This window comes from Sporosarcina sp. P3 (assembly GCF_002743415.1).
GTDB classification, from domain to species: Bacteria; Bacillota; Bacilli; order Bacillales_A; family Planococcaceae; genus Sporosarcina; species Sporosarcina ureae_A.
Genome location: NZ_PDZE01000011.1, coordinates 47,575 through 71,729 on the forward strand (window position 1 = coordinate 47,575; position 24,155 = coordinate 71,729).

Annotated in this window: 22 protein-coding genes; 4 read left to right on the forward strand and 18 right to left on the reverse strand. The window is 41.6% G+C overall.

What is annotated here, in order from left to right:
* Positions 1-53 precede the first annotated feature (53 nt).
* The 9 genes from CSV61_RS13140 to CSV61_RS13180 form a co-directional block, all read right to left on the reverse strand.
* Entirely contained in the window at positions 54-3,128 is a 3,075-nt protein-coding gene (locus CSV61_RS13140) for an AAA family ATPase (RefSeq protein WP_099639581.1), read from the reverse strand.
* Entirely contained in the window at positions 3,125-4,279 is a 1,155-nt protein-coding gene (locus CSV61_RS13145; protein WP_099639582.1) for an exonuclease SbcCD subunit D, read from the reverse strand. The genes CSV61_RS13140 and CSV61_RS13145 overlap by 4 nt, the downstream gene beginning before the upstream one ends.
* 106 nt (positions 4,280-4,385) lie before the next feature.
* On the reverse strand, positions 4,386-5,105 hold the full coding sequence (locus tag CSV61_RS13150; protein ID WP_099639583.1) for an NAD-dependent deacylase: 720 nt from the start codon (positions 5,103-5,105) through the stop codon (positions 4,386-4,388).
* A 125-nt stretch (positions 5,106-5,230) separates the two neighbouring features.
* Positions 5,231-6,235, reverse strand: a complete 1,005-nt coding sequence (locus CSV61_RS13155; RefSeq protein ID WP_099639584.1) for an aliphatic sulfonate ABC transporter substrate-binding protein — start codon at positions 6,233-6,235, stop codon at positions 5,231-5,233.
* 27 nt (positions 6,236-6,262) lie between these two features.
* Positions 6,263-7,018, reverse strand: coding sequence for an ABC transporter permease (locus CSV61_RS13160; protein WP_083032445.1), 756 nt, complete (start codon positions 7,016-7,018; stop codon positions 6,263-6,265).
* Entirely contained in the window at positions 6,951-7,793 is an 843-nt protein-coding gene (locus tag CSV61_RS13165; protein WP_099639585.1) for an ABC transporter ATP-binding protein, read from the reverse strand. Before CSV61_RS13165 ends, CSV61_RS13160 begins: the two co-directional genes overlap by 68 nt.
* A gap of 249 nt (positions 7,794-8,042) precedes the next feature.
* Entirely contained in the window at positions 8,043-8,969 is a 927-nt protein-coding gene (cysK, locus tag CSV61_RS13170; RefSeq protein ID WP_099639586.1) for a cysteine synthase A, read from the reverse strand.
* 42 nt (positions 8,970-9,011) lie between these two features.
* Entirely contained in the window at positions 9,012-10,223 is a 1,212-nt protein-coding gene (locus tag CSV61_RS13175; protein ID WP_099639587.1) for an MFS transporter, read from the reverse strand.
* A gap of 33 nt (positions 10,224-10,256) precedes the next feature.
* A complete protein-coding gene (locus CSV61_RS13180) occupies positions 10,257-10,736 on the reverse strand; it encodes a PaaI family thioesterase (RefSeq protein ID WP_099639588.1) in 480 nt (159 codons plus the stop codon).
* Between the two features lie 167 nt (positions 10,737-10,903).
* Between CSV61_RS13180 and CSV61_RS13185 the strand changes: the two genes are divergently transcribed.
* Together CSV61_RS13185 and pepF are read left to right on the forward strand one after the other, a co-directional pair.
* Positions 10,904-11,356, forward strand: a complete 453-nt coding sequence (locus tag CSV61_RS13185; RefSeq protein ID WP_083032460.1) for a hypothetical protein — start codon at positions 10,904-10,906, stop codon at positions 11,354-11,356.
* 80 nt (positions 11,357-11,436) lie between these two features.
* Positions 11,437-13,245, forward strand: coding sequence for an oligoendopeptidase F (pepF, locus tag CSV61_RS13190; protein ID WP_099639589.1), 1,809 nt, complete (start codon positions 11,437-11,439; stop codon positions 13,243-13,245).
* 55 nt (positions 13,246-13,300) lie between these two features.
* Here the strand turns inward: pepF and CSV61_RS13195 are convergent, their stop codons facing one another.
* Together CSV61_RS13195 and CSV61_RS13200 are read right to left on the reverse strand one after the other, a co-directional pair.
* The gene (locus tag CSV61_RS13195; protein WP_199173636.1) at positions 13,301-14,317 is read right to left on the reverse strand and encodes an LLM class flavin-dependent oxidoreductase; all 1,017 of its coding nucleotides are present in this window, start codon (positions 14,315-14,317) and stop codon (positions 13,301-13,303) included.
* 5 nt (positions 14,318-14,322) lie between these two features.
* A complete protein-coding gene (locus CSV61_RS13200) occupies positions 14,323-14,682 on the reverse strand; it encodes a winged helix-turn-helix transcriptional regulator (protein ID WP_083032469.1) in 360 nt (119 codons plus the stop codon).
* A gap of 135 nt (positions 14,683-14,817) precedes the next feature.
* On the opposite strand from CSV61_RS13200, the gene CSV61_RS13205 reads away from it, so the two are divergent.
* Complete coding sequence (locus CSV61_RS13205) at positions 14,818-15,444, forward strand: nitroreductase family protein (RefSeq protein WP_083032472.1); 627 nt, start codon at positions 14,818-14,820, stop codon at positions 15,442-15,444.
* A gap of 195 nt (positions 15,445-15,639) precedes the next feature.
* Here CSV61_RS13205 and thiD read toward each other — a convergent pair whose 3' ends face one another.
* Positions 15,640-16,467 (reverse strand): bifunctional hydroxymethylpyrimidine kinase/phosphomethylpyrimidine kinase, encoded by an 828-nt coding sequence (thiD, locus tag CSV61_RS13210; protein WP_099639591.1) that lies wholly within the window; start codon positions 16,465-16,467, stop codon positions 15,640-15,642.
* Positions 16,468-16,649: 182 nt separating this feature from the next.
* Positions 16,650-17,996: a dihydrolipoyl dehydrogenase family protein gene (locus CSV61_RS13215; RefSeq protein ID WP_099639592.1), complete on the reverse strand. Its 1,347-nt coding sequence runs from the start codon at positions 17,994-17,996 to the stop codon at positions 16,650-16,652.
* Positions 17,997-18,158: 162 nt separating this feature from the next.
* Here CSV61_RS13215 and CSV61_RS13220 point away from each other — a divergent pair, with 162 nt between their 5' ends.
* A complete protein-coding gene (locus CSV61_RS13220; RefSeq protein WP_099639593.1) occupies positions 18,159-18,668 on the forward strand; it encodes a cupin domain-containing protein in 510 nt (169 codons plus the stop codon).
* A 47-nt stretch (positions 18,669-18,715) separates the two neighbouring features.
* Here CSV61_RS13220 and CSV61_RS13225 read toward each other — a convergent pair whose 3' ends face one another.
* The 5 genes from CSV61_RS13225 to CSV61_RS13245 form a co-directional block, all read right to left on the reverse strand.
* A complete protein-coding gene (locus CSV61_RS13225; protein ID WP_099639594.1) occupies positions 18,716-19,093 on the reverse strand; it encodes a rhodanese-like domain-containing protein in 378 nt (125 codons plus the stop codon).
* Positions 19,094-19,379: 286 nt separating this feature from the next.
* Positions 19,380-20,945: an acyl-CoA carboxylase subunit beta gene (locus tag CSV61_RS13230; protein ID WP_233193609.1), complete on the reverse strand. Its 1,566-nt coding sequence runs from the start codon at positions 20,943-20,945 to the stop codon at positions 19,380-19,382.
* Positions 20,935-22,608 (reverse strand): AMP-binding protein, encoded by a 1,674-nt coding sequence (locus CSV61_RS13235; protein ID WP_099639595.1) that lies wholly within the window; start codon positions 22,606-22,608, stop codon positions 20,935-20,937. Before CSV61_RS13235 ends, CSV61_RS13230 begins: the two co-directional genes overlap by 11 nt.
* An 82-nt stretch (positions 22,609-22,690) precedes the next feature.
* Positions 22,691-23,572 (reverse strand): 3-hydroxyacyl-CoA dehydrogenase family protein, encoded by an 882-nt coding sequence (locus tag CSV61_RS13240; RefSeq protein WP_099639596.1) that lies wholly within the window; start codon positions 23,570-23,572, stop codon positions 22,691-22,693.
* A gap of 192 nt (positions 23,573-23,764) precedes the next feature.
* Complete coding sequence (locus CSV61_RS13245; RefSeq protein WP_099639597.1) at positions 23,765-24,145, reverse strand: DUF3887 domain-containing protein; 381 nt, start codon at positions 24,143-24,145, stop codon at positions 23,765-23,767.
* Positions 24,146-24,155: the final 10 nt, after the last annotated feature.

Sequence of the window (24,155 nt, forward strand, 5' to 3'; positions counted from 1 at the left end):
TGCCGTAGCATACTACTTACGTAGAACTGGTCTGTAACCCTACACTTATTACATCAACTCAGTACAAATTTCGTCTTGCTATAGCCTTCCTTCAACTTCGTTACTTGCAATGTAGCAGGTATCGCTTCTTTCATTTCATCGATATGTGAAATGATGCCGATCATTCTCCCTGATTGCTGAAGAGCGATCAGTGTGTCGATCGCTTTTTGAATCGCTTCTTCATCCAATGCACCGAATCCTTCATCGATAAACATGGTCTCCATACGAACAGCACCTTGGAAGCTTTGAATGACATCTGCCATACCCAGTGCCAAACATAGGGAGGCGTTAAACTTTTCGCCGCCCGATAACGTTTTAACGTCTCGTGTCTGCCCTGTATATGCGTCATGCACGTCTATACCTAAACCACTTTGTTTCCCTCTCGTTTCCTGACGATCACTGCGGACGAGTTCGTATTGTCCATTTGATATGTCGCGCAGACGGATATTTGCAGCGTGGATGATACGCTCCAAATATTCGATTTGGATATATCGCTCAAAGGAAATTTTTAAATGGTTTTGACCACGGACTATATCATAGAGATTCGTAATTTTGCCATAGGTCTTTTCTAGCTCTGCTTCCTTAGATTTACTTGTTTCTAACTCATTGTGCAGATCCTGTGCCGCTTGTTCCCATGCTTTTGATTGATTGTACAGAGCAAACGCTTCTTCATATTGTGTTTTCAACGCTTCTACTTGGCGCACCATAATCTCCATATCAGTTGGCTGTTTGCCTTCAACAGATTTTTCGAGTTCTGCTACGGATGATTTTAATGTATGGAGCGTTTGGGCAAACACTTGAAGTTCTTGCTCAATCGCCTGACGTTTTGACGTTGGCAGTTTGACTTGCATATAATTTTCTTTCGAAGTAAAGCCTTCTTCTATCATCCGTTTTGTAAAGGTAGCTTCACTTTGATCTAATTTTTCTTTCATATCTGCTAGAGATTGCTTTTCTAACATCTCCCTAGACTCCCATTTAGTTTTCTCCGTTGTAGCATCTTGCACTGTCTGTTGAATAGACTTCCACGCATGTTCAAGTTTTTGACTTGTTGTTTCTTTTGATGTAATTTGTTGTTGCAATGCGGATAATTCTCGTAGATTTTCTGGAACGGTTGTTAGCGCATAGTGATAGAGGGCTTGTTTCGTTTCAAGCTCACTTTTTGATTCATTACGCTGCTTTTCTAATTTAATGATTTCTTCGGCCAGATCCTCCATAGCCTTTTCCGCCTGGATTTGCTCGTCTTTCTTCTGTTTTAATAACTCTCGCTTACTTCTAAGGGCAGCTACTTTGTCTGTCAACTCAGCTTGTTCTTTAGAATAATCTCGCTTCAGATCCACTTGTTGATCATGCAATTCAGCTTCACTTTGTTCAATACGTTGCTTTACTTGTTGCAATTCCGCTTGCTTAGCATGGAAAGTCTGCTCTTTATTCGTTAATTCTTGTTTCGCCGTGTCTACCTGTTGCTTGGATACGTGCTCAGTTTCTGAGTCTTCAGCTATAGCTGGATGGTCGATACTACCGCAAACCGGGCAAGACTCGCCCTCATGAAGTGATGCCGCAAGGACGACTGCTTGATTACTAATCCAACGATTTTCAAGGGCTTGATAGACTGCTGCATACTGCTCTACTTGTTGCCTAGCCGTTTCGTAATGGGCCTCAACTTCTTGCCGTTGTGATAGCTGTTGTTTGTATGAAGCCACTTGCTTTGCGATAGCTTTGCTTTGTGCTAGTTGATCCAGCACCTGTTCATATGTCTCTAATGAAGTTTCCAATTTCTCCATTTCATTTTTCTGAACGCGAATGGCTTCTTTTTGTTGCGTAGATGCTTGTTTATTGACTAGCAATGAGTTCTCCACTTGAGCTACAGTTTGCTGAAGTGACTCTACTGCTTGTCGTTGCGTGGCGAGTCCCGAAACGGTTGGAAGCAGATTATGTAGCGTAAGCAGCTGTTCTTTTATTTCGTTTCGCTCAGGTTCTTTAGCTAGTTCCTGTTCATAGGAAGCCTTTGCCGATACTAACTTTTTCTCTGCACCAGCAAGAAACGTGACCGCTTCAGAGTAGCTTCTTTCTTTTTTCTGCCATTCAGTTACATTAGACTTCACTTGTTGTTCTAAATCTTCTAATCTCGCGGCTCGTTCAGCTTGCTGCAATTGCTGTTCAAGACTTTTCATTTCTGATTGTTTCGCTTGCATGCCATCAAGTTCTTTTTGACGCTGCAGTAGCTTTGTAAATTGTTCATTAATTGAACGGGCGTCATGTAGTGCTTGTTGTTTTTTGTTATGAACGGTATAAAGTCTAGTATATTCTTTATGCGTTTCATTAGATTGCGCCACATGATGCGCATGTTCTTGTTGAAGACCTAAAACAAGCTGATGGTAGTTCGGGTACTCCGACTGTAATTCTGTAAATAACAGAGAGTCGCGCGCAGGTAACTTTGCTAGTATTTGATGAAGTATAGCATCACTCAGTTGTTTTTCACGCAAATATTCCGCATTCGCTTCTTCTTTCTTCACTTTTAATCGCTCGACGATTTTCTGATACGGTTCAGTTTTAAAGATTTTGCGCATGATCGCTTCCTTGTTCGCTGTATCGGAAGTCAAGAATTTACGAAATTCACCTTGAGGCAACATCATGATCTGACTAAATTGTGCGTGCGTAAAACCTAGCAACTGCTCAATCTTATCATTTACTTCGGTGATAATTTGGCGATCTACTGCCGGGATAAATTGCTCATCTTTTTCTTCAAATAATTCGCAACGACCTAATGTTTCGGATTTATTGCCTTTTTTTCTGTAAGGAATTTGACGCACGACACGGAATCTACGCTTATGGATATCAAACGTTAATTCTACAGTCGTTTGAATATCATCATCCGCAAACTGACTGCGCAACGCTTTCGTATCAGTCCGATCCTCTCCACTTGCCTGGCCGTATAACGCGAAGCAAATGCCATCAAAAATCGTCGTTTTTCCTGCACCTGTTTTTCCGGAAATGACAAATAAACGATGATCGTGTAAATCTCGAAAATCCACAGTTTCCTTGTCTTTATACGGTCCAAATGCTGTCATCGTTAATGTAATAGGTTTCATGCACGGTCTTCCTCCTTCATAACATCCCACAAGACTTCAGCGAATAGCTCTCTCGTTTCTTCGTCTACTTCTTCGCCTTGAAGTTCTTTAAAGAAGGAAGCAAACATCGCTTGATCGTCTTCTTTCTTCTCCACATGCACTGTACCGCCAAAACTGTCTGTAGAAGATGCAAATAGTTTACGTTCTACATGCATCGCATTTGGAAAGACAGAACGAATTTTCTCCATCGGTTGTATGACCGGTACCGTGTCCAGCAGTTTGACGAACACATAATCTTCATTATGATGCATCTTCAATAGATCTTCCATTGTCCCTTCAACCGTTCGCACATCATGAAGAGGAGTCAGTAATTTTTTCTCAATTTCCACTTCGCCATTTTCCCCCAATTCTACAATGAGGTAGCCTTTTTGATGATGCTCTTCGGATATAGAGTACTTTAATGGCGAACCCGAATAGCGAATCGTTTCATTTCCTACAAAATGCGCCTGATGTAAATGACCGAGCGCTGTATAATGAAACGGCTCAAATAAATCAGAAGACACGTATTCCGCTCCACCAATTGATAAAGGTCGTTCTGCGTCACTCGTATTCTCCTCTTGCTCACCATGCTTCGTAATAAACGCATGACCAACGAAAACATGTCGTGCTTCTTTGTCCATTGACTGTTCTATACGCTCGATGATCTTCTTCATAGCTTGCTGATGACTGGATATCGACTCGTCTTCAAGCACGTGACTCACAACCGAAGGATCCGCGTAAGGTATTAAATGAAAATAGACATCGCCATATTCGTCTTGAAGTTTTACTGGCGACAAGTGCGGGGATAATTCTCCTGTTATGTATAACCCTTGATCTCTCATAAACGTACTTCCAAAATGAAGGCGGCTAGGGCTATCATGGTTTCCTGCAATAGCAATGACAGGTATTTTCAAATCCATCACAATCTCCTGTAGAACCTCATTCAACAAACCTACCGCTTCAGTTGGCGGTATTGCGCGGTCATACAGATCTCCCGCAATAATAACCGCATCCGGTTGTTCTCTCTTAATTTCTTCTATAAACGCTTGCAAAATATGACGTTGATCTTCCGTCATATAGATGCCTTGCACAAGCTTGCCGAGATGCCAATCGGCTGTGTGAAATATTTTCAAATCATTTCCCCCTCTTTCCCTCTCTAAAAATGGAGACAAGAAGAATAGCGTATTAGAGAAGTAGTATAAAAAACCTCCTCTATTACGCCCATTCTTCTATCACCTATTACGTACTCATTATCTTTTGATCTGCCTCATTCAGTATTTCTCCAATTTTACGGTCATTGATCACGAGATCGGCAACGTGATCCATTTCTGTCGGTTCCATATTGATAATGACTAACTTCGCGCCTTGCTCTTTTGCGATTAGTGGGAATTGATTTGCAGGTGTCACGGTTAATGATGAACCTAGTACAATGAAAAGATCAGCTTTCTCACTTTCAAATATCGCTTGAATAAATGCTTCTTCTGGCAACATTTCGCCGAATAAGACTACGGATGGACGTAATGTACCGCCACAATCGCAGTAAAACTCATCCAGTTCGTAGCGTTCGTTACCGTATACTTTGCCACATGTTTCACAATGGACATTACGAAGTGTCCCATGAAGTTCCATGACATTTTTCGAGCCTGCCATCGTATGGAAACCATCGACGTTTTGTGTAATAATTCCCTGAATCAGTCCGTCTTTTTCCCACTTAGCTAAAATATCATGTCCCTTATGCGGTCCGGTTTCTTTTGCCGCTATAACACGTTGTTTATAAAACTGAAAAAACTGTTCCACCTGTTGATTAAGAGCTGTTACGCTCGCCACTTTCGCAGGATCTTCTGTTTCCCACATGCCTGTTTTAGCAGAACGAAAATCAGGTAGTCCGCTTTCTGTCGACATACCTGCTCCTGTATAGACGATCGTACGTTTCGATTCGTTCAATAAATCTGCCAGCACTGTCCTCATCCTTTCAACTAGCGAAATTATGTTCTATCTATATACTAGCATATCCTGTTTTATAGCTACTTATCAAACGATACGGAGATAAAAAACGAGCATCCACACTGGATACTCGTTTCATATTAGTTCGCTGTTATTTTTTTAATTGCTTCTAGATCAATCAATCCATCAATTTCATTCGTCTTAATATACTCTGCTTCTTGACTAATATCAGCCATCTCTTGCAATACATCTTCATTTACCTCTGTTGTCACTTCGATACGAGTGAATGCCGCTTCTAATTCATCGCTAGCTATTTCTTTACCTGTCAGATCTTTGATATGCTTCACTACTAGTTCCTGTGCTTTTTCCGGCTCATCCTGAATGAACTGGACTGCCTTAGCGTGTGCTGTCAAATAAGCAGTCGATAATTTTTCATTTTTCAAAAATGCATCGCTTGTCGCGACAACGGTGTTCGTCGATTCCTTACCCCAAGCAAAATCTTCCCAATCGAGAATTAGCTTACCATCCGCCTGATTTTGTAAAATATATCCCCAAGGTTCTTGTGTTGCTGCGCCGTCAACTGAATCTTGAATGAATAATGTCGCTGTATCCGCTGGTGCAGCTGCGAAAAACTCAACTGTTCCACCGTTAGCTTTGGCTTTTAGATCCACATCTTTCAACGCTTTACGTAACATCACATCTTGTGTACTACCGATTACGGGAATCGCAATCTTCTTGCCGTCTAGATCAGCTAATTCATTAATCCCGCTTTTACCGTTCGCTACTACTACCGCACCACCGTTTACCGCTCCAGAAACAATATGATACGTTGGATCTTTTACATAATAGTTAATGACAGGTCCAGGCCCGACTGTTCCGATATCTATGGAATTAGAAGCCATAGCTTCCATAAACAGCCCACCGTTACTTACCGTCTTCGTCGTGACTTTGATGTCTTCGCCGAACTCTTCCGCAAAATAATTATTCTCTAATCCAACAATTGTTGCGATATGTGTTAAGTTCGGGAAATACCCAATCCGTACTTCCTTTTTATCTGCACTACCTGCATCCGTTTTCCCACATCCTGCTAGAACTCCTACAATCGCCAATACAGAAAGCCATACACCCAATCGTTTTTTATTCATAAAATACTCCCCTTTTCTTTGAGCATGTCACGCCCGAATTCCCCATTTTCTTTCTACACTGCGTTCCAAACGTAAGAATAATACATTATCCATAATCGTACCGATTACACCGATGATGATCATGACCGAAATTACTAAATCCATTTGCCCCAGTGCGCGTCCTGATTCTAGTAGTTGACCGAGACCGACGCTTGCACCTAGTAATTCCCCTGCCATGAGGGCACGCCAGGAAAAAGCCCAAGCGATACGTAAACCAGAGATTAATTGTGGCACAGATGCTGGCAAAATCACCGTCCGCAAAAAGTGAAATCCGCTAGATCCTAATGATTTGGCGACACGTTGGTATAATACCGGTACGTTTTTAAATCCGCTAGTTGCATTGACAATCATCGTCCATGTAGCCCCTAATGTAACGATAAATAAAATAGCAAAATCATTGAGACCGAACCAGATGATCGCCAGTGGAAACCAGACGATACTTGGAATGGACTGTAAAGCTACTACAAGAAAACCAAGTGTGTCTTCCACTATTTTATAACGCCAAATTAAATAACCAAGCACTAGTCCAAGTATAGAAGCAATCGTGAATCCGATTAATAATCTGCTAAGACTGGCACCGATGGCAATGAGGATTTGACCGGAGATGAGGCCAGAAATCAAGGTCGACATGACTTGTGTGAAACTCGGAAACATAAAATCAGGTAAATCGGATAGTCTAGATGTGACTTCCCATATCGCCACTAGTATCCCGAGAAACACTATTCGTCTTAAAGCTGTAGTCATCACCCATCTCCTCCTTCAACACTTTCTCTATTTCTTCTTGGAGCTCAGCTAAAATCTGCTTTTCAAGCTGCAACGTCACATCACTCGGCATGACACCATCCTTCGTATCATTTGATTTGAATGTCGCTTTAATTTTCCCCGGTCGTGTCGCAAATACGACAATCTTTTGCGAAAGTAATACAGCTTCCCGAATATTATGTGTTATGAAAAGAACCGTCACTTTCGTTTTTCTCCAAATATCCAATAACTCTTTATGAAGCACCATGCGCGTTTGCTCATCCAACGCAGCGAATGGTTCATCCATTAACAGGATATCTGGCTCCATCACAAGCGCACGTGCGATCGATACGCGTTGCTTCATTCCTCCAGATAATTCATGTGGATAGGAATTGATGTAATTCCCTAAGTGGACCATTTTTAGCATCTCCATAGCTTTTTGTTCCGCTTCTGCCTTCGACATCTTCTTTAGAAGTAAACCGTATGTAACGTTATCGAGCACTGTCAGCCAAGGAAACAACCCCGCTTCTTGGAAAACGACTACTCGGTCAGACCCGGAACCTTTTACTTCTTTTCCATTAATACGGATTTTCCCTTGTTCTGCTTTTTCCAGCCCGGCTATCAAATACAACATAGTGGACTTACCGCAACCAGACGGACCTACAATGGAAACAAACTGTCCTTTTTCTATTTCAAGGTTGATATGATCTAGTACTTTGACCATTCCCTTTTCCTTGTGGGGAAAGCTCTTTTCAATGCCTTCAATTTCCAAATACATGTTAATTCCCCCTTGCAAATAATTTTCGTGTCGCTGCGTTTTTTAATTCCTACTAACTTTATATGTTTTATGTATATATAATCTACCATTTACGTAGGTTTTGTCAATAGAATTTCTGATTATTTTTTCAATCAATTTAAAATACTGAAATGAATGTTATAGGTAGTGGCTTTCCATCACTTTTTATTCTCATGGTACATGTCAAAAAAACCTCTTCCCAATGCAGGAAGAGGTTTTTGCTAGTAGACTTTATTGAAATAAATCACTTGATAAATATCTTTCACCGGAATCCGGCGCAATACAAACGACTGTATCTTCAGGTGTTAAACGTTTAGCGACTTGTAATGCCGCATATAAAGATGCACCGCCTGATGGCCCAAGCAACACACCTTCTTGTCTCGCGAACTGTCTGACCGTGTTGTATGCATCGTCATCTTCAATACGGAAAATTTCGTCGTAGACATCTGTATTTAATACAGGAGGGATAAAGCCAGGACTTGTACCAACCAACTTATGTTTTCCTGGTTTGCCACCCGATAATACCGGTGACCCAGCAGGCTCCACCACGTGAACTGTAATGGCCGGATCATGCTCTTTTAATGATTCGCCTGTCCCTGTTACCGTACCACCCGTACCTGAAGTACAAACAAAAGCAGTTAATGTACGATCGAGTGACTGAATGGCTTCTATAATTTCAACAGCTGTTGTATGGCGATGGCTATTAGGGTTCGCTTCATTTTCAAACTGCATCGGAATAAAACTATTGTCGATGGACTCTGAGATTCCATTCGCTTTGGCGATCGCACCTGGCATACGTTCCGAGCTAGGTGTCAATACAACCTTTGCTCCATACGCTTTCATCAAGTTAATCCGTTCAATCGTAGAGTTATCTGGCATGACGAAAATGGCTGGGTATCCCTTTGCCGCAGCATTCATCGCCAATCCAATTCCCGTGTTACCTGACGTCGGCTCAATAATCGTGGCGCCCGGTTTCAGTGCGCCAGTTTCCTCGGCTTCTACAAGCATTTGATACGCCGCGCGATCTTTCACACTGCGGCTTGGGTTAAAGTATTCCAACTTCACATAAACCTCGGCACCAGTATCTTCACCGAGTGTTCGTACTTTTACTAGCGGAGTATCACCGATCAATTCCGCCATATTATTGACTACTTTCATTCCACACACCTACTTTTCATGTTGATAAAACTGCTACTCCAATTACGATGCTGATGTAATCTTTTGATCGCGAGGTAAAGCTAATCCGACTAGACCAATGAACGGCAAGAATGACGTGATAATCATCGTTTGATAGATACCGATCGAGTCGATGAGCGTTCCGATGGCGACTGCACCGATGGCTCCCATTCCGAACGCCAATCCTACTGTTAATCCCGCCATCGTACCAATTTTGGAAGGTACGAGTTCTTGCGCATAAATTACTGTCACGGAAAAGCTTAGCATAATAAAGAATCCAATCGCGAGTAATAGTAAGATGATTCCCCATACCGGAGCAAACGGCAGCAATAAACTAAGCGGTAATGGCACGATAAGTGATAAGACGATCACCTTTTTTCGTCCTATTCTGTCTGCCATCGGTCCTCCAAAAAATGTTCCGACCGCGCCCAATGCCAAGAATAAGAAAATATACAACTGCCCATGCTGAATCGTCATGCCATAGTATTCGATCAAATAGAAAATGTAAAAGCTCGTAATATTCGTCACGTAGAATGAACGTGCAAATATAATAATCATTAATAAAATCAGTGCAATGGTAACTTGTCTTTTTGACAAATTTTCCATCGTCGTTAACAATACTTTCTTTCGCTTGCCTAAACGCTCTTCATCCAGCTGTTTCTTATACCAGATCGAAATACGAGTCAGTAAAGCAATGCCAGCAGCAGCTACTAATACAAAAACAGCTGCTCCTATTTGACCAAGAGGAACGAGGACGAACGCACTAATTAACGGCGCAAGTGCTTGTCCGGAATTACCGCCTACTTGATAGATTGACTGTGAAAGTCCACGCTTGTCCCCGGCTGCCAAAAATGACACACGCGAACCTTCAGGATGAAAGATTGCTGAACCGAATCCGAGCAACATAACGGATACAATGATCAGCCAATAGCTTGGTGCTAAGGCTAAGCCCGCCATTCCAATTAATGAAAATGTCATACCAATCGGTAACGCAAACGGCTTGGGTTTGCGATCACTTAGAAAGCCTACAACCGGTTGAAGTAAAGACGCGACGATATTTAGCGCAAATACAATATAACCTAATTGTTTATAACTAAATTGATATTCTTTTTCCAAAATCGGCAACATAGCTGGGATCACTGCCTGTAGCGTATCGTTAAATAAGTGACAGACCGCAATTGCCATCATGATTGGAAATACGGGGTTCGCTACAGCAGTTTGTGGTGATGTATTCATACTATCTGTTCACACCTTATCTAGTTGTCTATTTTACTTTGTAAATGTAGCAGGCATTACGACCCCGACCACTTCTCCAGAAGCGCATAATTCATCTTCCGCGTAAATTTCTACAGCTACTTTCCATTTCTTCGGGTGAATTTCAGTAACGTTTCCAATCGCTTTCAATACTTTTCCTTGTGGAGTTGGCTTACTGTATGTAATCTGCAAGGAAGCTGTCACAAAACGTGGAGGTGTGGATCCGTCTCCTGGTTCATGACCGTTCTTTCGATGTAAAGCAAGTGCACAAGATCCTGTGCCATGGCAATCCATAAATGAAGCAAGGAATCCACCGTACACAAATCCTGGAATTGCCGTATATTTTTCAGGCGGTAATGTATACGTAACGGTTTGGTCTCCTTCCCAACCAGTACGGAAATGATTCCCTTCCTCGTTAAGCCGCCCACAACCATAGCACCATGAAAAATCATCCGCGTAATTGTCTTGAATTGCATGTGTAACATATTCCTTCAAAGTAATTGCCTCCCTTTCAGATGAATTCTCTCTATTATACATTCCGAAAATTGAAATATCGACCTAAAATGAAATATCTGTCATTGTACGGACAGTTCTGTGCGTATCTTACTCACTACATTCATATACTAGTGAGAAACGATATTTTGCGGAAGGAGGGAATTAGTTTGAAAATACGTGGGGTTATATTGGCATTGCTAGTGGCTGGAGGGTTCTATGTGATGATTCAGACAATCGACGAAGCTGCCACCCATCCCTTTGAGAATTTGCAAGAACAACAACTGAATGGTCTATCCCCTTATTCATTCATTACGATCCGCCAACCAGGTCTGCACGAACAGCAAGCCGTTACGTGGAAAGTAGACCAAGTAGAAGAAGTCGACCGCTTACTTCAATTTCTCCAAGCATATGATTACGAGCGTGTGGATCCCGATACATTGCAATTGTTTGATGATCAACCACACTTTACAATCGATCTACATGATGACACCGGAAATCGTATGACCATATTAATTGAAGAAGGGGTATTAATCCACAATGACCGTCTGTATTATGAGGTTGTCAATGGACCGTTACAAGTTGAATGGCTAATGGAATTCATCCTTTCCAATAAACCGTAATTTTGTACTCTGAACATTCATTGTATTATACTATTCAATAATTCGAGAACCGAATAATCGATTTGAAGGAGAGATCCACATTGGTCAAAAGCTTACCGAAACGTGCACTAGTAAATGAACAAGAAACGTGGAATTTACGAACTTTATTTGAAAATGAACAAGACTACGATCGAGCAGTAAAAGATGCTGAAATCGAAGCCACTGCTTTTGAGAAAAATTATAAAGGAACGATTATAGATTCAACTTCTGCTATTCTAGCATTGGATGCCTATCGCCGTTTACAAGAGAAACTCGTCAAGATTTCCAGTTATGCCGAGTTAGCAGCAAGTGTTGATCTAACGAATGATCAAGCGCAAATGAGAGAAAGCCAATTTGGTTCAATTGCTGCAAAAATCGCTAGCCAAACTTCCTTCCTCATGAGTGAACTGACGGAACTTTCAGAGGAGACTTTACAACAAGCAAGTAAACAATCCGAAGAGTATGCAACGGTATTCGATAAAATCATTCGGGAAAAGCCTCACCAATTACATCCCGAGGTAGAAAAAACACTCGCTGCATTCTCTTCTTCTTTCCAAGCACCGTATTCATTGTACAACACGACAAAAATGGCGGATATTAACTTCCCTGACTTCACTGCAGACGGCAAAGTCTATCCACTGAGTTATGTTTCGTTCGAAGGAAAATGGGAATCTGAACCACAAACCTCTGTTAGACGTGCTGCTTTTGAAACGTTCAGCAATACTTTGCGTACGTATCAACATACGACAGCGAAAACTTATGACATGCATGTACAGATGGAGAAAACGACTTCTGACTTACGTGGGTATGACTCCGTTATTGACTATTTATTGATGGAACAAGACGTCGATCGTTCGATGTACAATCGTCAAATCGATGTGATTATGGAAGAACTTGCACCACATATGCGCAAGTACGCCAAACTCCTTCAAAAAATCTATGATCTGGATGAAATGACGTTTGCAGACTTGAAAATGCCGATCGACCCATTATACGAACCATCAATCACAGTGGAAGAATCGAAGAAATATATGAATGATGCCCTAGCTGTCATGGGTGAAAACTATCTCGACATGGTCAACCGTGCCTATTCAGAACGCTGGATTGACTTCGCGCAAAATGAAGGTAAATCTACGGGGGCATTTTGTGCGAGTCCTTATGGCAACGGCTCGTTTATTTTAATTTCTTGGACAGGCAGCATGGAAGACGTCTTCGTACTCGCTCACGAATTAGGTCATGCAGGACATTTCCATTATGCCAATGCAACTCAAAACCTATTTAACTCAGAATCATCATTGTACTTTATTGAAGCACCTTCTACGATGAATGAAATGTTGATGGCCAATCACTTATTGAAAAATTCCGATGACCCGAAATTTAAACGCTGGGTACTGTCTTCCATCGTCGCACGTACGTATTACCATAACTTCGTGACGCATTTACTTGAAGCAGCGTTCCAACGCAAAGTGTACGAGCGAGTAGATGCAGGCGGCAACGTCAATGCAACGATTTTGAATGAGTTGAAACGTGGCGTACTCGAAGAATTCTGGGGGGATAGCGTACGGATGAATGATGGCGCAGAATTAACTTGGATGCGTCAACCACACTATTACATGGGCTTGTATCCGTACACATATAGTGCAGGATTAACTATTTCTACTGAAATGGCTAAACGCGTATTGAACGAAGGAGAACCCGCTGTTGAAGACTGGCTCCATACTTTACGTGCAGGTGGTTCAAAAAAACCAGCTGAACTGGCAAAAATGGCAGGCATCGATATTACAACAGACAAGCCGTTGCGCGATACTATTTCATATATCGGTGAGTTAATCGATGAAATCGAGAAACTGACAAAAGAAATCGAAGCATAATAAGAACAAAAAACATCCGCCATGCAGTTTGACCTGCAAGGCGGATGTTTTTCTTTTATCTCATAATTTCACTTAAGATTTCATATGAACGAAGTCGTTCTGAATGATCAAAGATTCCTGAACTGATAATCAGCTCATCCGCTTTTGTCATCTCCACAAACTCTTCCAGCTTCCGTTTCACAGTTTCAGGACCACCAATAATGACAGATGGTGCCTGGCTTTGCTGTGCCACTGCTTCTTGTTCAAATGGTGACCATACCGCATGAATATCTTTAATCGGTGGACTAAATTGCGTCATCTTCCCTTGACGGATATTTAAAAACTGCTGCTGCATGGATGTAGCCAAGTATTGTGCTTTTTCATCCGTATCCGCTGCAATTAGGTTCACTCCCATCATCGCATGTGGTTTCTGAAGATCTTTCGACGGTCGGAAGTTTTGATGATAAATTTGCAGTGCTTGCATCATAAACTGCGGCGCAAAATGACTGGCGAATGAAAACGGCAAGCCGAGCTCCGCTGACAATTGCGCACTGAAGCCACTTGAACCGAGCAACCAAATCGGCACGTTCTGCCCTGCTCCAGGAAATGCTCGAACACGATCAGTTGGGTTACCCGCAAAATACTTACGTAACTCTTCCACTTGCTGCGGGAAATCTTCTCCACTACTTTGTAATGTACGGCGAAGAGCATACGCTGTCGCTTGGTCACTACCAGGCGCACGACCTAACCCTAAGTCAATGCGGCCAGGATACATCGCATCTAGTGTGCCGAATTGTTCCGCAATAACAAGCGGTGCGTGGTTTGGTAGCATGACACCGCCTGAACCTACGCGAATATCCTTCGTCTCTTGCGCTACATGTCCAATGATGATCGACGTAGCGGAACTCGCAACACCGGGCATATTATGATGCTCTGCTAACCAGTACCGATTGAATCCCCACTCTTCTGCATGTTGTGCAAGATCTACACTGTTCTTAAATGATTGTCCTGCATGACTGCCTTCATTGATCATGGCTAAGTCTAATATGGATAACGGAATGCCGTTAAATTGTTTTGCCTGTTCTCTAATCAATTCATTCACTCCTCATAACAGCAACCATTTTTCTTTACCCACTCAAAAATGGCCTGAATAATATCTTCTAACTCTTTACCTTTTGGCGTGAGCTCATACTCGACTTTTCTAACCTTTGGATCGGACTGGTTTTTGACGACCAAGCCGTGCGCTTCTAAATCACGCAATCTCTCCGTTAGAAGACGATCTGATATCCCGTCGATCTCCGCCGATAATTCAAAGAACCTTTTCGGTCCATCTAATAAATGATAAATAATAATCCCCATCCAACGCTTACCGATAAACTCGATCGTGTTGTGGAAACTATCGCAACTTTTTTGACCTTTAGGATTTACCGACTGAACAAACTCTTCATTTTTCTTCATTAGCAAAACCCCAATCCTGTACTACTTTTACTTTATCACACCTACGTTTGACAAACAAGCTTACTAATAGTAATCTTAAAAAGAACTTACTAATAGTAAGTGTACATCAATATATTTTAAGAGGAGTTTGTCAGTATGTCATTAAATTACGAAGAAGTAGTAGAAGTTATGCATGCACGTAAGTCCGTTAGAAAATTTGATCCACACTATATAATGAATCGAGAAGATATTACGTCTATGCTAGAGGAAGCGATTTCCGCTCCTTCATCAAGCAATTTACAGCCATGGCGTTTTCTCGTTATACAAGATCAAGAGTTAAAAAAGAAAATCAATCGTTTTTCATTCAATCAAGAACAAATCGAAACGGCATCCGCTATTATCGCGGTGATTGGCGATACAGAAATGTACCACAATATTGATGAGATTTATCTTTCGAATTTGGCTGCAGGAAATATAGATGAAGAGCATGTGCAGATTCAGATTCAAAATGCGAAGGCAGCTTATCCGAATGCACCACTTGAAGCGAGACGTAATATCGCGACGTTTGATGCAGGACTCGTTTCGATGCAGTTGATGTTGATTGCAAAAGCCAAAGGGTATGATACTGTGCCGATGGGCGGTTTTGATAAGCAGCAATTTGCAAAATCGTTTGAACTTGAATCACGCTATGAGCCACTCGTGCTAATTGCGGTAGGTAAGGCCGCTTCGCCTGCTTACGGTTCTACGCGTTTACCTATTGATTCGATTACTACTTATATGTAAGAGAGTGGCTGTTCGAGTGGAGATTTGCGCTTCGTAGAGGACGTGTTTCATTTCTTGCAATGTAAGTCGTGACACTTTCTGTTGTACATTGAAAACAGTTTTCTATGGGAACTTAAACTGAATCCATACAAAAGAGGATGCTCTAGAAATGTTTTTAATTCTAGGACATCCTCTTATATATGCTCGTTCTTGATCTCAAGCCTGCTCGATAGTTACTTTACAACTCGTTTCGTCATATTTCCCATATGCCGCGTGATAGGTTGGTCCTACGCCTTGTTTAAAGGTCAAGGAATGGCGAATGCCTGCTGTGATGAACTTCTTCGCCTCTATTACAGCTTCTGGTACGGTTTGCCCCTTTGCCAAGCCAGCTGTGATGGCGGCAGAGTAACTGCAACCTGCACCATTTGTATTCAGCGTGTCAATTCTTGGAGCTTCAAGTAGATAGAACTGTACTCCGTCATATAGCACATCCACTGCAGGTCCTTCCAGTCTTCCACCTTTCACCAATACAAACTTCGGTCCAAAAGTAAATAAACGACGTGCAGCTTCTTTTAAATCGGCTACGGATTTCAATTCCATACCCCCCAATAGGTAAGAAGCTTCTGGCATATTCGGTGTAATCACTGTGGCATGAGGAATCAATTGCTTCTGCATCGCTTCCATTGCATCGTCCTTTAACAACGCGGATCCCATCTTTCCGATCATTACAGGATCAACGACAATCTGTTGAATGTCGGATTGTCGAATCCACTTCGTTACGTTGACAATAATTTCTTTTGTAAACAACATACCTGTTTTCATTGCATCTATACCAATATCTTCTTCTATCGTCACGAGTTGTGCTTCAATCGCTTCCCAAGATTGCGGGAATATACCTTTTCCAGTTCGTGGGTTTCTAGCAACAATCGCTGTGACCGCTGTTGTGCCAAAGACGTCAAATTCTTGGAACGTTTTCAAATCAGCTTGGATTCCTGCCCCTCCACGTGCGGCTGAACCAGCGATAGTTAATGCTCGCTTGATCATCGTCTCTCCTCCTGTCTACTATGTAATGCAACCAATTTATTTTAACTAAAGGCATCATTCTACAGGATAACGTGATGAGCTTTAAAGAGTCAATGTCATCGTTCTGTATAAAGTCTTTTACTATTTATCATCCATTAAAAACTCCCTATCCACTTGTCAGATAGAGAGTGCTTTTAATGTATTTACAGCATATAGGAAATATCAGAAGCGATCGTTGGATACGCGAATGGCATCTGTTTCAATTCAGCAACAGGAATTTCAAAACGAATAGCCATCGCAAAGAGGTTGATGAGTTCATCGGCTCCTCCACCTAAGAAATGGGCACCGATTACGACGTCTTTTTCTTGGTCGATAATGACTTTAAATGCCGCCGCTCGTTCATTCGTCCGTTTATATGTGAACCACTCGGTCATATCTTGTGATTTTACAAATATTTTTAAACCGGATTCTTTTGCCTCATGTTCGCTCATTCCGACAGATGATAATGCAGGAACGGTGTAGACAACAGATGGAATAACGGGATAATCAGCCGTTTTGTTATTTCCTTCCAGCAAATTCGAAGCGACAACATGTGATTCAGTTGTTGCGACAGGCGTCAATGGAGGCGCATCACTTGAAGCGGCATCTCCAGCCGCATATACATGTGGATTACTAACGCTTTGCATGTATTCATTAACACAAACACCTTGCTTATCACGCTGTACATTTCCTTTTTCCAGATCAATATCCAATGCCGGTGCGCGTCCTGCCCCATGTACAACGAGATCTGCTTTCCATTCTACTTGACGATCATCTTGTTCGCCTTTGACCACAAATGAATTGCCACATTTCTCAATTCCATTTACGGGTGTGTTCAAATGCACATGAACGCCAACTTCTTCCGTACGTGTTATGAGCATTTTTACTAAATCCTGATCAAAATGCTTCAAAGCACTTTCACTTCTATGCAAAATATGCACTTCTGAGCCTGCCCGTGCAGCAAGATGCGCAAATTCAAATGAAATGAACCCGCCACCTATAAAGACGATCTTTTTAGGTAGTGTCTCCAGTTCCATGAAATCATCGCTCAGCGTCAAATATTCTTCCCCTTCAATATTCAATTTGATCGGTTCTGCACCTGTGGCAATTACGATATGTTTTCCTTTTAATATATCTGAGCATACTTTCAATTCTGTTTCACTTTGGAAAAGCGCCTTTCCGTGATAGATATCAATTCCTAATTTCTCGAATTTTTCTTCCGTATCGTCAGGTATCGACTGAGTAAATGTCCGTTTGAATTCCATTAACTCAGGCCAATTGATTTTGCCGTCTCCTTCGATGCCTTTTCCATGCATACGTTTATTCCAATCAATCAGTTCACCAGCTCCTACCAATACTTTCTTCGGGTCACAACCTCGCTGAGAACAGGTACCACCAAACGGCCGGTCATCGATTATTGCGACGCTCCAGCCTTCTTTTCTACATTTCGTTGCGGTAATGGAACCCGCATTACCTGTTCCAATTACAAGCAAATCGTATTCTTTGACCATACTCCATCTCCTCCAACTATTCATGCTCATTCTGTTTATCCATTCTGTAAGTAACTACCCTTTATTCGCCTTCATCACACTTGGAAACAATTATACAAATTACATCACATTACTTGCCTACGTACATACAATAGAACAGCTCACAGGAAAGGTCGGATAAAAATGATTTCAAATAATCCTCATTACGCAGCGGATCTGAATACTAGTCCCTTTTTCAAGAAAGACGAAAAGAATTTTATTAATATTTTAAGTGTCAAACAACTTAACACATTGGATCATTTGTCGATGTTGGATATCTTTCTCAGTCAAGATCACATCATTGAACCACATTACCACCCAAATGCTTCCGAGCTCACCTATTGTGTTGCAGGCTCAGCTACTATATCTATCATGAATATCGACACGAAAACTTTCCAACATTATAAGATTACGGCGGGTCAAGTGGTTAATATCCCACAAGGATGGTGGCATTACCAAATCGCACATACCGACGACACACATCTGCAAGGTATATTTAATGCAAATACACCAGAAGTTGTCTTAGGTTCCGATATTCTAACCGCTACACCTACTGATGTTTTTGCTTACTCTTATGGATTAAATGAACCGCAATGGGCTGCCGCAGTAAAAGATATCTCTCCTTCGCAATTAATAGGACCACCGACTGAATAAATTTCTACCAAAAAGCGACGGTACACATTCCGTCGCCCATTTCTTCATTATTCTACTGGACCTCGCCAAGTGGACATACCTTCTGACACATTGGTCACATCGTATCCTTCTTTATGCAAAATCTCACTTGCTGTTTGTGAACGGCTTCCGCTACGGCAAATCACTATGTACTTCTGTTCTTGATCTAATCCGGCTCTTTCACCATCTTGTAATTGAGATAATGGTAGGTTGATGGCACTTCTTATATGCCCCTCATTGTATTCATCTACTTCGCGCACATCCATCACTACCGCGCCTTCCTTTTGTAAAGCTTCAACTTCTTTTAAATCTACTGTTGGAAGTCCTTCATTTTCATTTACTTTATCTGTCGATCCGCAAGCCGTCAGCACTAAAACGAGTGTGATCAACCAAACTAATTTCTTCATAATTTCCCCTCCAGTTAGGATAGCTAATGAATCATAGGTAGCGTTTACTGTAAATCAGGCTGACTTCTTCACATTTCTATTCAGTATATACTAATCTTTACTAAACTCAAAAACTCTCGATTTCTATTCAGTCAGCCAATCGATCAATTTTTCTTTTAGCAGATGCATGAATGGAGAAAGAACAGAAACCTCCGTACTGAATGATGCTTTTAACAGTGGCTATCGATGTAGATTCATTAAAAAACGACACATAAATAGCCTATGTGTCGTCGTTTGTATGATTTGATTAAAATCCAGTCGGCCAATTGGCTAAACGCCGCTCACTTCTACCACCGTTTTTCACACTTGCAAAATCCAATGACTGACAGATAAATTTGCGTGTCTCGCGAGGATCAATAACATCGTCTATATAATGACTAGCTGCAGCTTTATAAGGTGAACTGTCAAACGCCCAATTCTCTAGTAACTTCTTCCTTTCTTCTTTCGGATTTTCTGCTTTTTCTAATTGCCTGCCGTACACTACATTAATTCCAACTTCAGGACCCGTAAAATTGATTTCTGCAGTTGGCCATGCGACTACGAAATCTGCGCCCATCGTCGGACCACACATATTGCCATAAGCTGCCCCAATACTTTTTCGTATAATAACGGAAATTTTAGGGACTGTTGATTGCGCTAATGCTTGATTCCACACCATAATCTTAGTTGGTATTTTTTCTTTTTCAGCTTGTGTGCTGATTCTGAAGCCAGGTGTATCATGAAGAAAAATCAGCGGTATATGGTAAGAATCACATAGACAGATGAAGTCCGTTGCTTTTTCACATTCTTCTGGACCGCTCGCACCAGCGTATTTATTCGGTTGATTCGCAATAATTCCGACCGCGCGCCCGTCCATATGTGTCAAAACTGTAATCAGCGCCTGGCCGTAACCAGGTTTATATTCCATATACTCCCCGTCATCTACAAGGTCTTCGATAATTCGTTTCATATCATAAACTCGATTTGATAACGACGGAAGAATGGACAAGACATTGTCAGATATGCGATCAGGACTATCACTTGTCTGCTTACGCGGCGATAATTCTGAGCTATTAGATGGCATGTAGGCAAAGAACTCTTTCATTTGTTCTATGCACTCTTTAGTGGAGTCTGCCGTGGAATCTACTTGACCAGTCTGTCGGACATGTACTTCTGTCCCACCTAACTCTTCTTTGGATACCTTTTGACCGCTAGCCATTTCCAGCATGCGCGGCCCTGCCACAGCAAGACATGTGCCTTTCACTTGTGTGACAAAATCAGACGATACGGCAATCCAAGTAGGCCCTCCAAAACTGTCTCCAAAAATCCCTGTAATCATAGGAATTTCTCGACTTACTGTTAAAAGCTCATGTGGAAATAATTTAGTGCTGATTCCATCCGATCCCATTCCATCAGGCATCCTGAGACCGCCACCTTCATTCAAGTTAAACATAGGCAGCCCACGCTTAATAGCATATTCCATCAATGATTTTGATTTCCGGAGATGGACAGTCCCTTCCGTACCAGCGAAAACAGTTTGGTCACCTGCCTGAATCACTACATGCCTGCCATTAATTTTTCCCAAACCACCAATTAAACCGTCACCAGCACTAGTGCTCCCAATTCCCATTTGATCCGAGTAGTTCAGCATGCCGAGTTCCATAAACGAGTCTTTATCCACGAGCAGATCAATACGCTCTCTTGCGGTATAGCGACCGGATTGGCGCTGCTTTTCGAGCTTGTCTACTCCCCCGCTTTCAAATGCTTGCTCTTTCCTCCGTTTCAACTTTTCAATAGATTGATTCACTGCATTTTCTGCGGGTTTATGCGTCACCTTGACCACCGCCTTCTTTCAACAACCTTCTCAGAATTTTCCCTGAGCTCGTTGTAGGTAACTCCTCAATGAATTCTACTTCACGAGGATATTTATAAGCCGCCATATTGTGTTTCGCCCAGTCTATTATTTCTTGTGGTTCGATTTTACCTTTGCAATCTGTTTTCAAGACGATGAACGCTTTAACACTCTCTCCTCTTTTGGAATCCGGCACACCGATCGCAACTGACTGTGAAACAGCCGGATGATTACTGAGCAAAGCTTCTACATCATCAGGGAATACACTATATCCCGAACACTTTATCAGCTCTTTAATACGTCCGAGATAATACAAATACCCTTCTTCATCCAATTTTCCAAAGTCACCGGTGTGCAGCCAACCGTCCCGTAAAGCTTCCTCAGTCGCTTCCGGTCTGTTCAGATACCCTTTAAATACGCCAGGACCTTTTAAGATGACTTCTCCTTCTTTTAAGGCTGGCACTTCGTCTCCAGTTGCTGGATCGATGATTTTAATTTCTGTTTCATTTACAGCGATTCCACAGCTTCCAAATTTTATATTCTCCTGCGGCATAAATGTATCGCCTGTATGAGTCTCACTTAGCCCATAGGAGGCTTCGAACATCGGACATCCCTTTGTCACCAAGCTCCACTTATGCGCTAATTCCTCTGTTACTTGAATTCCAAAACTAGTGGACATGTTCTTTGTCAAGGAAGAGAAGTCACGGTTTTCTATACCGGGTATTTGTAGAATAGCCCCATTCATGATGGCAATACTGTACCAAGTTGTCACTTTGTACTTTTCAATCGCTAGAACCGTAGCTTGTGGGTCAAACCTTGTCATTAAGATCGTTTCACTAGCATTATAGACAGGGATATTCACGCCCATCAGCATACCGGCAATATGACTTAGCGGAGCAACCGACAGCAATACCTCCTGTTGATTCATTTCATTGCCTGCAACTGCAGCTGCTGTTTTATATAAAGCATTCCCATGCGTCAACATGGCTCCTTTTGGTCTTCCTGTCGTCCCTGAAGTGAACACTAGCAGTGCCGTGTCTTCCCACAAATTAATATCGGGATATTCTTTCAGTGGCTCGGTATTCTGTATGACTGAAATAAAGTCATAGGTATCATGAAATGAATCTTTCGGTGTATGATATTCTTGTGGAAATGGAAGAGTAGGCTTAGGTGGCAAGTAATCTGTATAATTGGTTGTGATTTTACAATGAAGACCCGGAACTTCTTCCGCAATCTTTTCAATACGGCTATAGATTTCCTGACCGGCAATAATGCCTTTAATCGATGCTTCTTCAATAAGATAGATCAACTCTGCTTCGCGATACATTGGATTCAATGGAACTACAATGCCACCTATACGTTGAATCGCATAATGTCCAATAATATATTGGGGGCAATTCTGCATATACAGTGCGATTCTGTCCCCTTTTTTGAAGCTCTTCTCAATAAAGAATTGCGCCAGTCTATCAACTTGATCATCTAGACTTTTCCAACTTATCGCATTGCCGTAAAATTGGAATGCAGGCTGATTTGATAGATCTTGCGCATTTCGTTTTACATATTCATGTAGGGGGATTTCACCGAGACGATAAGTTAATTTTTCGGGTACTGTAGATGGCCAATACGGTCGCTCTGTTTTTTGCATAGCAATTCCCCTCTCCTATTTACTAGACAGCATCTTCATCCAATAAAGTTGTTGCCTACTACATTCCAAATCGTTTTCTATCTTACTTCACCGGTACTTCACGGTAATCATAAAACCCTATTTTCGTTTTCCTTCCTAGTTCCCCTTTATCTACTTTTTCTTTAATGCATGCAGGTGGCTGATCTCTTTCATCTCCGCTTTGCTGATATTGATGTTGCATGGCCGAATACACGACGTCTGCTCCTGACATATCGATTAATTCGAAAGGGCCGAGTTTATGGCCAAGAGATTTTCTTATAATAAGATCGATATCTTTGAAGTCAGCAATTCCTTCTTCATACAAGTACGTTGCTTCTCGGTGGATTGCACCAAGTATACGATTCGCAACAAATCCTGAAATCTCTTTTCTCAATAGTACTGCTGTACGTCCAATTTGTTTTGAAACGGCCATGGCGATATCCTTTGTCTCTTCAGAAGTTTTTTCACTCATGACTACTTCGAGGCTATCCATTACGAGTGGCGGGAAGAAGAAATGCATATTGCATACTTGATCCGGTCTGTCCGTCACTTCTGCGAGCAATGAATTCATAATCGTGGAACTATTTGTTGCCAGTATAGTATGAGATGGAGTCATTTTATCTAGTTTTTTAAACAATTCCTGCTTTACTTCCAGCACTTCGACAATCGCCTCTATCACAAGATCCGCGTCTTTCGCTGCTTCTTCTAAATGATCAGTAAAGGTTAGTAATGAAAAAGCTCTCTCTATAGCTGGCTCATTAATCTTTTCTTTTCTTACCCAATCACCCATCAGACGCTCCAAGTTATTCTTTGCTTGTCGCAAAGCCTCCTGGTTAATATCTTGCAACGTGGTTTGGTATCCGCCTAGCGCACATAGCATGGCAATTTGGTGTCCCATCTGCCCAGCACCAATTACTGTAATCCGTTTCACATCGTTTGAATTCATGTTCTTACTCCCCTTCGTCATTTATACTAACCGGTTGGTATGTTCTGACTATTATAATAACTAATTTTCTTTTCTTTAGCAAGTGTGAGTAGAGATTTAAATTCAGAGAGACTTTAAATACCGGAAATGCGATAGTAATAAAAAACTCTAACAAGAAGTGAATGACTTCTGTTAGAGCTTCCGTTGTTTAAACTATTTTACAAAAAATCCTGCGACTCGTTGCTTTTCATCCAATGTGATCGTGTAGACTCTATTATCTTCTTTATACTTCGCAACAATCGTCGCAACAAAATATTGCTCTTTCTTAGCGACTGACTCTTTCTCAAAGCTGACGAATTCACCGGATTCCTTTACAATATTTGATACTTCTTGTAATTGCTCTACGGATAAAGCATCTTTCATCGTTGGATCAAACATAGTACGCATTTCATCAAACTTCTCTTCATTAAATAACGTGATGGTTTCTTTTGATTTCTCCATATACTCTTTGGCAGCAGAATCATCTACCTTATTATTCCCGCACGCTGCAAGTAGAAAAATTGTTACCAGAGCAAGCATAACTATTTTTTTCATTCCCTAACTT

What these genes read in the sequence shown, in the direction of transcription:
- thiD (WP_099639591.1), bottom strand. Translation starts at nt 16,467, where the DNA reads ATGATCAAGCGAGCATTAACTATCGCTGGTTCAGCCGCACGTGGAGGG.
- CSV61_RS13155 (WP_099639584.1), bottom strand. Translation starts at nt 6,235, where the DNA reads ATGAATAAAAAACGATTGGGTGTATGGCTTTCTGTATTGGCGATTGTA.
- cysK (WP_099639586.1), bottom strand. Translation starts at nt 8,969, where the DNA reads ATGAAAGTAGTCAATAATATGGCGGAATTGATCGGTGATACTCCGCTA.
- CSV61_RS13220 (WP_099639593.1), top strand. Translation starts at nt 18,159, where the DNA reads ATGATTTCAAATAATCCTCATTACGCAGCGGATCTGAATACTAGTCCC.
- CSV61_RS13205 (WP_083032472.1), top strand. Translation starts at nt 14,818, where the DNA reads ATGTCATTAAATTACGAAGAAGTAGTAGAAGTTATGCATGCACGTAAG.
- CSV61_RS13165 (WP_099639585.1), bottom strand. Translation starts at nt 7,793, where the DNA reads ATGTATTTGGAAATTGAAGGCATTGAAAAGAGCTTTCCCCACAAGGAA.
- CSV61_RS13175 (WP_099639587.1), bottom strand. Translation starts at nt 10,223, where the DNA reads ATGAATACATCACCACAAACTGCTGTAGCGAACCCCGTATTTCCAATC.
- CSV61_RS13240 (WP_099639596.1), bottom strand. Translation starts at nt 23,572, where the DNA reads ATGAATTCAAACGATGTGAAACGGATTACAGTAATTGGTGCTGGGCAG.
- CSV61_RS13235 (WP_099639595.1), bottom strand. Translation starts at nt 22,608, where the DNA reads ATGCAAAAAACAGAGCGACCGTATTGGCCATCTACAGTACCCGAAAAA.
- CSV61_RS13245 (WP_099639597.1), bottom strand. Translation starts at nt 24,145, where the DNA reads ATGAAAAAAATAGTTATGCTTGCTCTGGTAACAATTTTTCTACTTGCA.
- CSV61_RS13140 (WP_099639581.1), bottom strand. Translation starts at nt 3,128, where the DNA reads ATGAAACCTATTACATTAACGATGACAGCATTTGGACCGTATAAAGAC.
- CSV61_RS13215 (WP_099639592.1), bottom strand. Translation starts at nt 17,996, where the DNA reads ATGGTCAAAGAATACGATTTGCTTGTAATTGGAACAGGTAATGCGGGT.
- CSV61_RS13225 (WP_099639594.1), bottom strand. Translation starts at nt 19,093, where the DNA reads ATGAAGAAATTAGTTTGGTTGATCACACTCGTTTTAGTGCTGACGGCT.
- CSV61_RS13160 (WP_083032445.1), bottom strand. Translation starts at nt 7,018, where the DNA reads ATGACTACAGCTTTAAGACGAATAGTGTTTCTCGGGATACTAGTGGCG.
- CSV61_RS13200 (WP_083032469.1), bottom strand. Translation starts at nt 14,682, where the DNA reads ATGAAGAAAAATGAAGAGTTTGTTCAGTCGGTAAATCCTAAAGGTCAA.